Origin of the sequence: Dehalobacter sp. DCM (assembly GCF_024972775.1) — a bacterium.
Classification (GTDB): Bacteria; Bacillota; Desulfitobacteriia; order Desulfitobacteriales; family Syntrophobotulaceae; genus Dehalobacter.
On the sequence record NZ_CP092282.1, the window covers coordinates 2,213,371 to 2,227,881 of the forward strand.

The 14,511-nt window shown below is 42.1% G+C and carries 13 protein-coding genes; 6 read left to right on the forward strand and 7 right to left on the reverse strand.

The annotated features are described in order from the left end of the window. Positions 1-183: 183 nt before the first annotated feature. Positions 184-1,719 carry a peptidoglycan DD-metalloendopeptidase family protein gene (locus LPY66_RS10295; RefSeq protein ID WP_337987971.1) on the forward strand — a complete coding sequence of 512 codons (1,536 nt, stop codon included), beginning with the start codon at positions 184-186 and terminating at the stop codon, positions 1,717-1,719. A gap of 587 nt (positions 1,720-2,306) precedes the next feature. On the opposite strand, the gene LPY66_RS10300 is transcribed toward LPY66_RS10295, so the two are convergent. Further along, positions 2,307-2,936, reverse strand: coding sequence for a class I SAM-dependent methyltransferase (locus LPY66_RS10300; protein ID WP_337987972.1), 630 nt, complete (start codon positions 2,934-2,936; stop codon positions 2,307-2,309). A gap of 428 nt (positions 2,937-3,364) precedes the next feature. Between LPY66_RS10300 and LPY66_RS10305 the strand changes: the two genes are divergently transcribed. Continuing rightward, entirely contained in the window at positions 3,365-3,622 is a 258-nt protein-coding gene (locus tag LPY66_RS10305; protein ID WP_337987973.1) for a hypothetical protein, read from the forward strand. Between the two features lie 855 nt (positions 3,623-4,477). On the opposite strand, the gene LPY66_RS10310 is transcribed toward LPY66_RS10305, so the two are convergent. The 5 genes from LPY66_RS10310 to LPY66_RS10330 form a co-directional block, all read right to left on the reverse strand. Then, a complete protein-coding gene (locus tag LPY66_RS10310) occupies positions 4,478-4,843 on the reverse strand; it encodes a DUF4180 domain-containing protein (RefSeq protein ID WP_337987974.1) in 366 nt (121 codons plus the stop codon). A gap of 247 nt (positions 4,844-5,090) precedes the next feature. Next, a complete protein-coding gene (locus LPY66_RS10315) occupies positions 5,091-6,005 on the reverse strand; it encodes a PhzF family phenazine biosynthesis protein (protein ID WP_337987975.1) in 915 nt (304 codons plus the stop codon). A gap of 196 nt (positions 6,006-6,201) precedes the next feature. Next, on the reverse strand, positions 6,202-6,381 hold the full coding sequence (locus LPY66_RS10320; protein WP_337987976.1) for a tyrosine-type recombinase/integrase: 180 nt from the start codon (positions 6,379-6,381) through the stop codon (positions 6,202-6,204). Between the two features lie 375 nt (positions 6,382-6,756). After that, on the reverse strand, positions 6,757-6,996 hold the full coding sequence (locus tag LPY66_RS10325) for a hypothetical protein (protein WP_337987977.1): 240 nt from the start codon (positions 6,994-6,996) through the stop codon (positions 6,757-6,759). Between the two features lie 192 nt (positions 6,997-7,188). Next, positions 7,189-7,599: a bacteriohemerythrin gene (locus LPY66_RS10330; protein WP_337987978.1), complete on the reverse strand. Its 411-nt coding sequence runs from the start codon at positions 7,597-7,599 to the stop codon at positions 7,189-7,191. A gap of 248 nt (positions 7,600-7,847) precedes the next feature. Here LPY66_RS10330 and LPY66_RS10335 point away from each other — a divergent pair, with 248 nt between their 5' ends. Genes LPY66_RS10335 through mutS form a run of 3 tightly spaced genes read left to right on the forward strand, consistent with a single transcriptional unit; the run spans position 7,848 to position 12,661 of the window. Next, the gene (locus LPY66_RS10335; RefSeq protein WP_337987979.1) at positions 7,848-8,705 is read left to right on the forward strand and encodes a DegV family protein; all 858 of its coding nucleotides are present in this window, start codon (positions 7,848-7,850) and stop codon (positions 8,703-8,705) included. A gap of 34 nt (positions 8,706-8,739) precedes the next feature. Continuing rightward, positions 8,740-10,068 (forward strand): tRNA (N6-isopentenyl adenosine(37)-C2)-methylthiotransferase MiaB, encoded by a 1,329-nt coding sequence (gene miaB, locus LPY66_RS10340; RefSeq protein WP_337987980.1) that lies wholly within the window; start codon positions 8,740-8,742, stop codon positions 10,066-10,068. Positions 10,069-10,108: 40 nt separating this feature from the next. Further along, on the forward strand, positions 10,109-12,661 hold the full coding sequence (gene mutS, locus LPY66_RS10345; protein ID WP_337987981.1) for a DNA mismatch repair protein MutS: 2,553 nt from the start codon (positions 10,109-10,111) through the stop codon (positions 12,659-12,661). 7 nt (positions 12,662-12,668) lie between these two features. On the opposite strand, the gene LPY66_RS10350 is transcribed toward mutS, so the two are convergent. Continuing rightward, the gene (locus tag LPY66_RS10350; RefSeq protein WP_337987982.1) at positions 12,669-13,265 is read right to left on the reverse strand and encodes a helix-turn-helix domain-containing protein; all 597 of its coding nucleotides are present in this window, start codon (positions 13,263-13,265) and stop codon (positions 12,669-12,671) included. Positions 13,266-13,501: 236 nt separating this feature from the next. On the opposite strand from LPY66_RS10350, the gene LPY66_RS10355 reads away from it, so the two are divergent. Continuing rightward, on the forward strand, positions 13,502-14,401 hold the full coding sequence (locus LPY66_RS10355) for a DegV family protein (protein WP_337987983.1): 900 nt from the start codon (positions 13,502-13,504) through the stop codon (positions 14,399-14,401). Positions 14,402-14,511 lie beyond the last annotated feature (110 nt).

Genomic DNA, 14,511 nt, shown 5'->3' on the forward strand with positions numbered 1-14,511 from the left:
ATAATTAATTAGGACTAGTGTGCTTTGTCCTTGAGTTTCAAAGGCTCAGCTTGTTTTAGAATAGCATTGGGAAAGTATATTATGTCGAATCCCTGTTGGAATTGGAAAATTACTGTATTTTCTTGCATTGAAATTAATGGTATAGTATTAGGTGTGTGAAAAAAGGGATGAGAGGGGGCGAGAATGATTCGAAAGGAGACAATAATAACTCAAATAAAGAACATAATTGGATCAGCTAAAAAAATGAATACTGCAGAGGCTTTGGCTAAGAATACCAACAAGACAAAAAAACTATTGGTAAACCTAGTAAATAAGATTGATTTCAAAGCGATACATTCGAAGATGGCGGTCAAGTTAAGAAGTATTTCCTGGAAATCGCCCAAGACCATCAGCATCGGCGTGCTCTCCTTGGTGATAATTTTCAGTGGAATGTTTTATTTCAGCTTAACGACGCCGGCAGTAGGCATCATTGTTAACGGCGAAAATGTTGGTTACGCAGAAAATAAGTCTGAAGCGAAGCAATTAGTACAAGACGTGCTTGCCTTGCAGGGCAACACGGTAGGGACTATGGCTCAGACCAGCGATACAATTGAATATAAACATGTTCGGTTTAAGAATGCAGATTTTCCTGGGGTAGTGTCAGTAGAGACTCTAGCCAAAGCAATAACACCGTATGTCAATGGATACGGACTCCAGATCAATGGTAAGGTGGTTGTTGTTTTAGCCCAGGAAGAAGATGTTAATACGTTAATTAAGAAGTATGAGGACTCTTTGACAAACCCGTCAGAAACGAATAAAATCGCATCCGTTGAAATTGTTGAACCCTATACGAGCGTAGCAGTCCAGGCCAATCCAAGTGATGTCAAAACCGTCGATGCGGCATTGGAGCTACTGAAAAAAGGGGATGTGGCCGAAACCACATACAAAATTCAACAGGACGATTCATTATGGCTGATTGCCCGTAAAAACGACATGTATGTTGAAGAGATTCTGTCAGCCAACAAAGGGCTTACTGAGGATTCCGTTCTTCAGCTCGGCCAGGAAATCAAACTTGTTCAAACAAAGCCTTATCTCACGGTACTAAGTAAAGGAACCAGAGTCGTTGACGAAATCATTCCGTTTGATGTTATAACCAAATCCGATTCGTCACTTGGTTATGGAAAAAGCGTAGTCAAGCAGGCGGGTAAAGACGGAGAAAAGGTTGTTACATACACGTATGTAGCGGAAAATGGAAAAACGACTGAAAAACAGGTCGTGAGTGAAAAAGTTGTCAGTGAACCTGTTAATCAGGTTATCGCCAAGGGACCGACGCGTTCTGTCATCTATGTGAGCACGTCGCGTGGTTCAGGAAGCATCTCGGGTTTAAATTGGCCTTTAAGCGGTTCCATCACATCCTACTACGGTTCGCGTTGGGGCGGATTTCATACGGGAATCGATATTGACGGCTATACCGGACAGCCCTATTATGCGGCCGCTGCGGGAACAGTAGTTGAAGCAGGCTGGGATGGTGGATATGGTTATTGCATCGTCATCGATCACGGTAACGGCGTAGCCACGCGGTACGGTCATTCTTCAAAATTACTGGTCAGTGTTGGTGAAAAAGTCTCCAATGGTGAGCATATCGGCAATGTCGGTTCAACCGGCAGATCCACAGGCTCTCACCTCCACTTTGAAGTCATCATTAACGGCAGTACCGTTAACCCATTGCATTATTTGTAATGCAGTGCTAAACAACAGAATTGAGAACTATAAGTCCAGGCGTTGTCGCAAAACTATAAAAATAGTTAGGCGGCAGCGTCTTTTTTTGCTACATACCAAGGAATGTAATCAAACTCAATGTGAAGGATCATCAACTCAGATAAATGAAACAATTAAAAATATCAATAATGACACATTCATTATCCCAGATAAACCGACACATGCATATTTCCTGGATATTAAAAGTTGAACTCATGAATATCAGAGCTTCAAAATCGACATTGATGTCGATTTTGGGACAAGCCGTCAATATGAGTATGTCACACTCGTCATGCTCTTGTTCAAAACAAAGAATGCCAGAATCTTTACCCTGAAAAAACCGACACTTGCAAATATTCAAAATCAAAACCAATGCTAGGGTTGCAGATAACGTTCTGCGAATTTGCGAAGTCTGGTTATTACATTCATATTCTCTCAGATTTTGCAAATTCGCTGTCCTACGACGTATCGTGCCCCAGACTCAGCAGCGCCACGGACGGCGCTGCCTTAAACATCCAACGAGCACCTGGATCACAAAAGGTCTCACATGAATGAGCATTTCACTATCTTTACCGTTCTTTTTTGCATTTTACAATAATAAATTTCTCTGGAGGTTTATCTTTCATATTCTTATGGGGTTCATCAATTTCCGAGAATTCTATTAATCCATATTTTTCAAATTCTTTTTTCACTGAATCAGAATCATGAAAAAATATTCTTACGCCCTTCATGGTTTCAAATCGATCTCTACTCAGCTGTTTACCTCTGCCAAACATTGAAGCTTTCTTGGAAACAGTTGTGAAAATCATATAGCCGTTTGGTTTTAACTGATTATAGCAGTCTTTAACAAACTTTCTTCTCTCGCGATTATTCAATAAATGAATAAGGCCATAACAAAATATACCGTCATAAAGTTTGTTATCAAATGGCATGTCAGTTACTGAACCATGATAGATTGTAAAATCAAGCCCATTCTGTCTTGCCAAATCGATTGCTGTTTGCGAAATCTCAATACCTGTTACTTTAATTCCATTGTCGCAAAAAATCTTAGCATTTCTGCCGTATCCAATACCCGGTATCAATATGTCCTTGACTTTCATTTCCACAAAAAAGTCCTTTGTCAAGATTGCGGAATCTGAAGGTTCAAATCCCCACATCGTTTGCTTTTCTATAAAACTTGATTCCCAGAATTCCGTCATATCTGTAGCTCCTTTTATGTTTGATTTTGATATGATATTACTGCGAAGAAATACTCGAAGTTCTTTCGTCCGCGCCAAGGATGGCGCGTCCTTTGCACAATATGTCGTAGAACGTTCTGTGAATTCCCGAAGTCTGGTTATTACGTTCATATTCTCTTAGATTTTGGGAATACGCTGTTCTACGACGTATCGTGCCCCCAAACTCAGCAGCGCCATGGACGGCGCTGCCTTGAATTTCACCCGAAATGCCTCTAATGCGCAAAATAAGAAGAATCTGAAACCTTGAGTTTAATCCTATACGCATTGAGTGTAATAGCAGTATAAAAGTTTTCAACTTCACGGCACTCACTTCCAAATCTCTGGCACGGGACAATTATCATTTACCATATATTGTAAATATAGTATTGTCTTTAGGAGGTCAATAATCAATGGCAACGAAAAACTCGATGACCCCATCAGGGGGTATTTTCCAATCTCATCAAGGTGTTCCACATGGGGTTGGAATTAGTCCAATGACTATTCAGCAACAAATAATTCAAGATGCACAAAAGCAAGCACAGGAACGTTGGAAAATACTACGAGAAACGCAGTCAAAAATTTTCGAAATACAACAGGATATTACCGCACACAGGGCGAGAACAGGCGATATCGCTCGTAGGGCGTGGGAACAATATATTCGCCAATAGAACACTTTACCGTATGAATTATGGAATCAAGGAGGTCTTCATTTAAATGGCAACAAGAAATAGCATAACCCCATCAGGAGGCATTTTTCGTTCTCAGCGAGATGGTAGTTTAATAGGATTTGGAAATCCACAAACTATGGGACGGGCGCGTCTTGAGCAGTTCGGAGCAGATATTTTTCTTCATGTACCCGGCGCTCGAACACCGGTACGCCAAGAAACAAGACCAATAACGGAGTTTTTAAGTGATATAGCGTTTCGTAGGGCGGCACAGAGACCAGTGGGAACACCGCCTTTGCAACCTTTTATCCCAGGGAGAACTCAATTGCCACAACGACCTCAAGCTACGCAACAACCACATCAGCCTATGCATTAACATGCATCCACAATAATCGCAACTGAATTCAATGACCATTAATAGGCTAGTAAAACGCGAATCCTAGCCTATTAATGACTTAGTAATATATGCATATTCAAATAAAACCATTATCGTTTTATCTAGGTTTAAAAATTTACAATACAAGATCGAATTAACTGACATAATAGTGATCTCCAGTTCACGAATACTTACTTGTATCCTACTACTACGAAGGAATACTAGAAATTCCTTTCGTCCGCGCCAGGACGGCGCGGCCTTTGCACGATATGTCGTAGAACGTCTTGCGAATTGCCGAAGTCTGGTTACTACGTTCATATTCTCTCAGATTTTGGCAATTCGCTGTTAGGCGATGGACCATGCCCCCAGATTCAGAGCGAGCCATGGACGGCGAGCCCTTGAACAATACTCTCTAACGAATTTGTTTACATTACGGGAAACACGAAAACTTGAGTTTGGATTCCTTGAATATTTAAATCCACTTAGCCTCTGGATAAAATCTCGACAGCTTGTTCTTCATCCGGTAAGAAAAATATGTCTCTGCCTTTATTACATTCATAAATGAAATCCCTTAAACTTCCACTTGTATATCCGGAGAAATCCCCTATGATTACGATTTTCATTTGATAATTGATAAACTTCTGCAATATTTCTCCCGCTAGTTTTGTCTTTAAATCAAAAAAGTCTTCATTAATTGCTGCCTTAGTCAAAATAACATTATTACAGCCTGTCTCATACCTTACAGTTGCCATGAGATCCAATGCTGACTGAACATCCGTTATTAATATCTCATCACTATTTACAACGGCAATCTCTTTATTATTCTTTTGAATCGTCGTAATTTTCATTAAGTGTCCCCCAAAAATGCGTTTGTTTCAACCAAATAAAACTATCCTTAAATTCGTCTATTTAATTAACCGCAACACGATGTCGCGAATTAGCCCGGTCTGTCATATAACGTCTCGAGTATTGCCGACGCGTCCCAACCACATTCATCTTTAAGAAGTGTCGGCAATACTCTGTTCTACGAAGTGGGGGGCCCCACGAAGCAAGAGCAGCACGGATGCTGCGGCCTTAAACAATTTAGTCCATAAGTTAGGTCAGTATATATTTTCCATCAATCCGTGTGATCGCTCCACCACCGAAAAGTACTCGTTTACTCCCGTTCAAATCAAGTCTTGTTTTTAGTTGTACAATATTATATCTATCCTTTGTTCCATTTTGCTCAATAATTAAAGATTCTCCATTCCATAAACTATTCTTTAAAAGATAATAGCCAAATGCTGAGTTACCTGAACCTGTCGCAGGATCTTCCAAGTAGCCAAATGTAGGTGCAAATACCCGTGTCCTAAAATTACATTTTGTGTCATAAGTTTCATTACAAAAAACTTCAATAATATCAATACCGTTCTTGATGCAGAAATTCTTTAAAGTATGAAGTTCAGGATTAATCCTCAATATTGAGCTTAACGTATTAATTGGAATTATTAATGTTTCTAAGCCTGCATTTACAATACTTATTTCAAATTTATCACTTATATCAGAAATACCAATATTCATTGCTGCTGCAATCTCTTCCTTTTGAATTACTGATGTTCTGAAGTCTGGATTTGGAGCCATAATAAAAACTGCATCCTTGCTTGAAATCTGGTTTTCCACTACCAACTGTCCCTTATTTGTTATAATACTAATTTCTTTCTGATTTATTAAGCTCCCTGTATTCTTTATAATATCGTACATTATAGCAATGGTTGCATGCCCACAAAATTCAACCTCTCGCTCTGAAGAGTAGTATTTTAGAGAAAAGGTTGTTTCATTTTCCCTGTAAATATATCCAACCTCATTTACAAATCCCTTCAACTCTCTTGCTATCCTTTGCATTTCATTTTCATTGATGCTTTCTCTTGAATCCAGATTTATATATCCTGCTGGATTTCCATCTGATTTTATTGTGGCAAAAGCATCAATTTTCTTAAACTTAAATTCTTTCATTAAATTAGTCCCTTTCATTACAAAAGTAAAAATATCAAGAATAAAAAAATCTTCCGTTGTAATCCGGCGCAGGACGCGCCGCCTTTTGCCCCCCATTTCGTAGAACGTTATTTTTCCGAACCAGGTTCGTTTATTCTCTATTTTTTGGTGGTATTTACGAACATGGTTCGGGGATATTTCCTTTAGCTGTTCTCATTGATATCCCCGAAGTTATCTAACGGGCTTCGGATGTTCCTGAGATCTTTGGTGCAGACATCGTATAAATTTCAGTTGTTTTGGAACTGCTATGCCCAAGCAGTTCTTGGATATAGCGCAGATAGATACCCGATTCAAGCAAATGCGTGGCAAATGAATGCTGTAAAGAATGGACAGAGACTTTTTTAAATATCTGCACTCATACCGGCGTTTGAAAATTAGATCAGTCTATCTGCATTGATGAAGTCTCGATTTGTATTTTCATCGATACTGACATAGATCCCCATTTACTGATCATCTCCGCCGAAATATAGTAGTAATACTAATTTTTACCACCATTTCTATTCTAATGTTTTGTTGTCAATCGGTCAATCTTTTCCATTTGCATAGGAAAACAGCTCTTGTCATTCTTGGCATCTTCGTTCTTTATCATCCTTAATATAAGCGAAGTTTCAACTTGAAAAGTAATGTTATTCGACAGTAGTACCTTCATAAACAGAAAAAGGTGATCCTTATGTACTAAGAATTACTTTAAAAACTTGCCATTTATTATTTCAACCGCGGACGGGGCAGTTTATTTTACACCCATCAGCTGGGGATCCGGGTAGGCCTTATTGTTTTTCCCATCGAGCACTGTCTGGGGTGGCGGACTTACACAGATGCTCGAGCGAACGTCAAGTGCCAGCAGCGTTGAGCAAGCAGAAATTCGCAGCACTAAGATATGCCAACGGTTTCTGGCCATGGACGGCCAACTGTCGCTGTGCCATGGATGGCATGGAGCGACAACATTAAGAATGCCCAGAGGTTTTGGCATATTAGCGAGAATTTCTCTCCAAAAAAAGTCACTGGACTATTTTTGCTGCTAAAACGGGTGAGCGACATGATACATGTATCATGCTGTGTAAGTCTACAAATCCCCAGCACAAAAAGAGACGCCTCAGTTATAAAGCGTCCTTCTGGGCGAAAGATGTGGTACGGTTCTTTTTTGTTGCCGTATCGCCGGCCTCTATTCAATAGATACAGTCCCAGTTTCGAGGATTTTTTTATCACTTTTCAAAATGTGGCTCTCTATCCAGTCAAATACAAAGACCAATAATTCGCGGATGAACTGATCTTGGTTTTCGTCAACTTTATCAAAATCAACACTATCAATCTTATCAATGAATTCCATGTGTTCCGCCTTTTGGCTTAAATACAGCGGGTTTTTTGTTTTAAGCATAAATTCTTCTTCCCATTGGAAATGGTACCGCGTATAGTCTTTGAGCTCGTCAATGATAGCGGCTATTCGGTCATACTTATCTGCCAACAGGTAATTCTCCAATAAATCATAAATTTTGTTCCCAATCGCAAATAGCTGTTGATGCTGCTGATCAATGGTTTCTTCGCCGATGGCATAGGCTTCTTTCCAATTTAACATGCTGCCACTCCTCTAAACGTAATATATTATTTTAATTTATTATAATTATAATTGTATATTAGAATTAAGCAATATGCTTTTAGACAAATATAAAAAAACTGCTGTGCTGCAGTCAATCCACAGCAGTTTTTTTACGCAAGTATTTTTTAAAATAGCGTGAGAAGGTTAAAGCGTATCTGCCCTTGACAAATATGATTTTATTAGTAAAAATAACAATTAAAAAGAAATAACCGGATGGAGATGAGAGTATGGCTTTTCAAATTGTCGTTGACAGTTCTTCAGATATCCCTAAGGAGCTTGCTGAGAAATTAGGAATCGTCGTTGTACCGATGCCGGTAAATATCGATGGCAATACCTATGCAGAAGGGATCGACATATTTCCGGAACAGTTCTATGCCGATTTTAAAAACTATAAAGAGCTGCCCAAGACCTCACAGCCAAACATTAGTCTTCTCAAAGAAACTTACGAGAAGGTCTTGGCTGACGGCAAGGATATTGTAGCGATTCATCTTTCCTCCGGCTTAAGCTCCACCTATCAGACAGCGGTTATGGTCAGAGAGATGTGCAGTGCCCCCGAGAGGATTCATGTCATCGACAGCTTAGGGGCGTCATTCGGATTTGGTTTACTGGCCATATTGGCTGTTGATATCGTCAAAGAAAAAGACGATTGGACGGATGTCGAAGCAGAAATTCTGAACATCCGCAATAAGATGCGCTATACTTTTACCATTGATACCCTGGAATATTTAGTTAAAGGCGGGAGACTCAGTAAAACAGCCGGCTTTGTTGCCGGACTTTTGGATGTCAAACCGATCCTGCATATCAACAGCGAGGGTAAAATTGATGTATTCCAGAAGGTGCGCTCCCGAAAATCAGCCTTAAAGAAATTGATCGATATTATGGAGAAAGAAGCGGTTGATCTGGAAAACCAGGTTATTGGCATCTCCCATTCCTACTGTCTTGAGGAAGCGAATGCTCTTGCTGAGGAGATTCGACAAACAGTTCCAGTCACGGATATTATCATCAGCGATATAGGCTGCGTTGTTGGTAGTCATGTCGGCCCCGGAACGGTTGCCCTCTTTTTCCAGTCCACTCCCAAAATGTAAGCAAAAACTATGTATGATTAGGACAGGTTTATCAATGCAAAATAACAACAACACGAAAAAAGTATGTACGATCACTTACGGATGTCAGATGTCCGAGCGCGATGCGGAGACATTGACCACAATATCGGAAAGCAAGGGGTTTGTGCGGACGGATCTGCCTGAACTGGCGGATCTCATCATTATTAATACCTGTTGTGTCCGCGAAAGCGCAGAAAATAAAATTATGGGCAAAATCGGCCAGTTAAAAAAGCTGAAGGAAAAAAAACCGTCTTTAAAAATCGCCGTTGCCGGCTGCATGGTCCAACAGCCCGGGCTGGTTGAGAAATTGCAGAAGAAAGCACCGCATATTGATATATGGACAGGCACGTTTGATCATCATCAATTTGAAAAATTATTGGATTTTGTTGACGAGGGCGGGAAGACGGCAGTGGTATCCGAAGAAGCCTGCGTGACCACCGAGGTTGCTCCGCTGGCGGAAAAGGGAAAAATGAGGACCAATGTCAATATCATGTATGGCTGCGACAATTACTGCGCGTATTGCATTGTACCGTATGTCCGAGGCAGCGAACGCAGCCGCCCGATGGATGTCATCCTGGATGAGATTAAGGTATTGGTTGAGAACGGCTGCCGCGATGTCACCCTGCTTGGCCAAAATGTTAACTCTTACGGTAAAAAAGATGGTTTTGCGTATGACTTTTCCGATCTGCTGACCGCGATTGATCGCATTGACGGTCTTTATCGCATTCGTTTTATGACATCACATCCTAAAGATCTCAGCGACAAGCTGATTGACACGGTCGCCCAAGGCGAACATATTTGCGAACATTTCCATCTGCCCTTTCAGGCGGGAAGCAATAATATCCTCAAGACGATGAACAGGGGATATACGCGTGAGTATTATCTGGAACGGATTGATCGTATCCGGGAAAAAATTCCGGAGGCACGGCTGACCACCGATATCATTGTCGGTTTTCCCGGTGAGACTGAAGAAGACTTTGAACAAACGTTGGATATCGTGGCACGCGTGCCCTATACTCAGGCGTTTACGTTTATGTTTTCCAAACGATCCGGCACCGTCGGCGCCACACTACCGGACCAGGTGCCGTTGGATACCAAGAAGAGCCGACTCCAAAAGCTTATGGGACTGCAGAATACCCGCAGCCTGGAATGGCGGCAAAAAATGCTCCAAGGGCGTTATGAAATACTGGTGGAAGGTCCCAGCAAATCCGATCCGGAATTCCTGACAGGCCGAACCCGCGGCAACGAAATCGTCGTGTTTAAAGGTGAGGAAAATCTGATAGGAAAACTGATGACAGTGACGATTACTTCGGCCAATTCCTGGACTCTGTTCGGCGAAGCGTAAACCAGATCAAAGCGAAGATGAAGTGGGGAAATAGCCAACAATGAATACGCCAATGCTTCAGCAATATCAGGAAATAAAGAATAGGGTACCTGATGCCATACTTTTTTTCAGGCTGGGAGACTTCTATGAGATGTTTGGCAGTGATGCAGAACTGGCTTCGCCCATCCTGGAGATCGTTTTAACAGCCCGGGACGCCGGTAAAGGTGAAAAGATAGCCATGTGCGGCGTGCCTTACCATGCCGTGGACAATTATTTGTTGAAGCTGGTATCTGCCGGATATAAAGTCGCAATCTGCGAGCAAATGGAGGATCCCCAGTCAGTAAAAGGCATCGTTAAGCGGGATATTGTCCGAATCGTGACCCCGGGGACATTGGACACGATCAGTACCGAATCCAGAAATAATTATCTGGCTTGTGTCTATAAGGACAAAGAATGGGCATTAGCCTATCTCGATATTACCACAGGCGATTTTCAAGTCTGTCAGACACCTTCGATTCAGACTATTCAGGCAGAGCTGTACCGGATAGCGCCTTCTGAGGTAATTTTACCGAAAGACTTGGCCATGTTGCCCAAGCTATTTGCAGATTTTTATCTGAGTACGGTCGACAAGAACAGCTTTCTGAAAATTTCGGAGCTCATGGACAAATTTCCGGAACAAGCTGAGCTTATCCAACAGATGCCGGTTGCAGCCAAGGCAGCAAGCGGTCTCTGGCAATATATCCGGGAGAACATCCCGAACTCCCGCCAGGAACATATCCTGCGGATCAGTGTCAGTCAGAACAGTTCGATCATGGTTCTGGACAAATGGACCAGAAGGAATTTGGAACTCGTAGAATCCCTGAGGACGGGGGATGAAAGAGGCACCTTATTCGCTATGCTGAATTTAACAAAAACTGCGTTTGGAGCCAGACTCTTGCGCCATTGGATCCAACAGCCGCTGCTGGAACAAAAGAAAATCAACCAGCGCCTTTCTTCGGTTGAAGAGTTGACACTGAATACTTTTTTGCGTAAAGACCTGCAAAAAGCGCTGACCGCGGTCTACGACCTGGAACGACTCTTAGGTAAATTATCTTTGGGCAAAGCTAACCCGAAAGATTTACTCGGCTTGGGCGGTACGTTATCGTGTTTGCCGAAAGTCCGAGCCGCGATTATCGACAATCATTCAGAAAAAATGCAAACGTATTTGGAACCGCTTACGGGGTTGGATGCACTGGCCGAAAAACTTCTTGCGGCTATTGATCCGGAAGCACCGTATACCCTTAAAGACGGTAATATTATTCAGACGGGATATTCTCCCGAAATTGACAGGCTCCGAGGTATCGCCTCGGGGGGGAAAGAATGGATTGCTCGTCTGGAGAACCAGGAACGCGAACGTACAAAAATCCGATCACTTAAAATCGGATTTAACAAGGTCTTCGGTTATTATATTGAGATTACCAACGCCAATGCCCATCTGATCCCAGATAACTACCAGCGCAAGCAGACGCTGGCTAATGCTGAAAGATATATTACCCCGGAGCTCAAAGAATATGAGCACCAGGTCCTAACGGCACAAGATAAGCTGAACGAACTGGAGCTTGCCCTGTTTAATGAATTGCGGGACAACGTTTTATCCTGTTCCCTGGGTATTGTCAATGCCGCCCAATCCCTGGCAGAAATCGATGTCTTTACCGCGTTGGCTGAAATCGCTGTTCAATATAGTTACTGTAAACCGGAAATACGAACCGATGGAATCATCCATATTGTCGAAGGCCGGCATCCTGTGGTAGAAAGGATCAGTGACATATTTGTCCCCAATGATACCTATCTGTCAGGCAGCAAGCACCTGGCGTTGATTACCGGGCCCAACATGGCAGGGAAATCGACCTATATGCGTCAGGTTGCGCTGATTGTGCTGATGGCCCAAATCGGCTCATTTGTTCCTGCCCAAAAAGCGCTGATCTCTGTGGTGGATTTCATATTCACTCGGGTCGGTGCGGCGGATAATCTGGCGGGAGGCCAAAGCACGTTTATGGTTGAAATGAACGAAGTGGCGCACATCCTTGATCACGCAACCACAAACAGTTTGGTTATCCTTGATGAAGTCGGCAGAGGGACGGCGACCTTTGACGGACTGAGCTTGGCTTGGGCTATTGCTGAATATATAGTGGAAACACCGGATTTAAAGGCCAAAACACTATTTGCAACCCATTATCATGAATTAACGGAATTGGAAGAGCGCTATCCTGAAGTATTTAATCTGCATGTCGCGGTCAAAGAGCAGGGGGACGATGTCGTTTTTCTGCATAAGATCCTGCCGGGCAAAGCCGACAGAAGCTATGGCTTGCATGTTGCCAAGATTGCCGGATTACCGGTATACTTACTGAAACGCGCAGCCATGATCCTCAGTGAACTGGAAAACTCACCGACTCAGCGTAAGATCGTCAAGGCGGTAAACGCGAACATGCTGCAGCCTTCTTTATTTGAGATGCAGGGATCACATCCGCTGCTCAAAGAAATTGAAGAGCTAGATCTTGACAACCTCTCACCGCGCCAAGCCATGGATTATCTCTATGATCTAATAGCGCGCATTAGAGCAACAAAAACGATATAAGGCAGGATTATTTTACCTTAAGTTTAAAATTGGACCACAAGACGATGATAACCTGCGCCGGGATGCCAATGAAGAAAATAAGCCAGATGTCTTCGGCTAGAAACGATACATATACAGCCAATAAAACACTCCAGACCAGTGAAGAGATGATGGCATAATTGATTTTTCCTTTTCCCCAAATGGAATTAAATACTAGTAAAACAATACACGCAACCGGCAGCGCGTAAATATACACGATCCACGATGGCAAACCCCAGTTGATGGAAAAAATATTCAGAATGACAAACAGGATCGTCGCGATCAGAAAGACAAGGGCGACGGACTGCATGGTAACAATAAGACGATTACGTTTCCGGTACAGCGACAGGGTATCGGGAACGTTATTTATTGTGTGTTCCGACTCCAACAGATAATCTATTGTCACTTGGAATAAATCAGCGATTTCTTTAAGAACAATCACATCGGGAATAGATTCCGCGCGTTCCCATTTCGAAACGGCTTTGTCTGAATAGTTTAATTTTTGGGCAAGCTCTGCTTGAGTCCAATTCACTGATTTGCGCAAATCAATGATATTTTTGGCAATAACCGGTTTTAAATCATTCAAAATTGAAATCTCCCCCAAATTTAACCTTATTCAAAGTATAGTGTATTGATAAGCAAAAAATCAACTTGAAAAATGCATAGGATTAAAAGACTCTACCGCTAGTAGAGTTGCCAGGATTTTTCTCTACTGCAACAAAAAAGTAAAGTAGACTGATTAGTTTTATGATCAATAGTGACAATTGCAACACATTCTTAGTATTATTAGTATAGGCCAAGTTCAAGAAGGAGAGTGACACCATGAGTTCTTATGTATTAACCTGTTGCTCAACAGCGGATATGTCCGAAGCGTTTTTTCAAGAAAGATCCATTCCCTATGTCTGTTTTCACTTTAGTTTAGATGGAATACAATATCCGGACGATCTTGGAAAATCCGTACCGTTTGACGAGTTCTACAAAAAAATGAGCGCCGGTTCCGAAACGTCGACATCCCAAGTCAATATTCAGGAGTTCATTGATTTTTTTGAACCATTTCTGAAAGACGGAAAAGACATTATCCATGTCAGTTTATCTTCCGGTATTTCTGGGACATACAATTCAGCGCTAGTGGCGAGACAGGAGCTTTTAAGTAAATATCCCGACAGACAGATCGCGGTAGTGGACTCCCTTGGCGCATCCTCCGGGTATGGTCTGCTGATGGCGATGCTGGCCGATAGGCGCGATGACGGCGCAATTTTCGAAGATGTCTATCAGTGGGCAGAAAATAATAAACTGTATATTCATCATTGGTTTTTCTCTACCGACTTGACCTTTTATATTAAAGGCGGCAGAATCTCCCCAACCGCAGGCTTTTTTGGAAAACTCCTACATATCTGTCCGCTTTTAAATATGGACACCACCGGACATTTAATTCCCCGCGAGAAGATCCGCCATAAAAAGAAAGTGATAGAAAGAATCGTCGAACAAATGAAAGCGCATGCTCAGGACGGCATCAATTATAACGGCAAATGTTTTATCTCCAACTCGGCATGTTTTGAAGATGCCAAGGCAGTGGCTGATTTGGTGGAAACGACATTCCCTCATCTCAAAGGGAAGATTCTGATTAACAGTGTGGGCACGGTTATCGGCTCACACACAGGTCCGGGGACAGTGGCTTTGTTTTTCGTTGGAGATAAAAGAACAGATAACTTCGAGGTTTAAGATAAAACTAGATATAACGCAGCGAGAAGCCGGGGTATTCGGCTTCTTTTTTCGTTGTGTCAACAAAGGTGGGGAGTATGTTATAATGTAATGAAATATGGTAATTACAT

Coding starts and splice junctions, on each gene's coding strand:
- LPY66_RS10295 (WP_337987971.1), top strand. CDS start 184: ATGATTCGAAAGGAGACAATAATAACTCAAATAAAGAACATAATTGGA.
- LPY66_RS10300 (WP_337987972.1), bottom strand. CDS start 2,936: ATGACGGAATTCTGGGAATCAAGTTTTATAGAAAAGCAAACGATGTGG.
- LPY66_RS10305 (WP_337987973.1), top strand. CDS start 3,365: ATGGCAACGAAAAACTCGATGACCCCATCAGGGGGTATTTTCCAATCT.
- LPY66_RS10310 (WP_337987974.1), bottom strand. CDS start 4,843: ATGAAAATTACGACGATTCAAAAGAATAATAAAGAGATTGCCGTTGTA.
- LPY66_RS10315 (WP_337987975.1), bottom strand. CDS start 6,005: ATGAAAGGGACTAATTTAATGAAAGAATTTAAGTTTAAGAAAATTGAT.
- LPY66_RS10325 (WP_337987977.1), bottom strand. CDS start 6,996: ATGCCAAAACCTCTGGGCATTCTTAATGTTGTCGCTCCATGCCATCCA.
- LPY66_RS10330 (WP_337987978.1), bottom strand. CDS start 7,599: ATGTTAAATTGGAAAGAAGCCTATGCCATCGGCGAAGAAACCATTGAT.
- LPY66_RS10335 (WP_337987979.1), top strand. CDS start 7,848: ATGGCTTTTCAAATTGTCGTTGACAGTTCTTCAGATATCCCTAAGGAG.
- miaB (WP_337987980.1), top strand. CDS start 8,740: ATGCAAAATAACAACAACACGAAAAAAGTATGTACGATCACTTACGGA.
- mutS (WP_337987981.1), top strand. CDS start 10,109: ATGAATACGCCAATGCTTCAGCAATATCAGGAAATAAAGAATAGGGTA.
- LPY66_RS10355 (WP_337987983.1), top strand. CDS start 13,502: ATGAGTTCTTATGTATTAACCTGTTGCTCAACAGCGGATATGTCCGAA.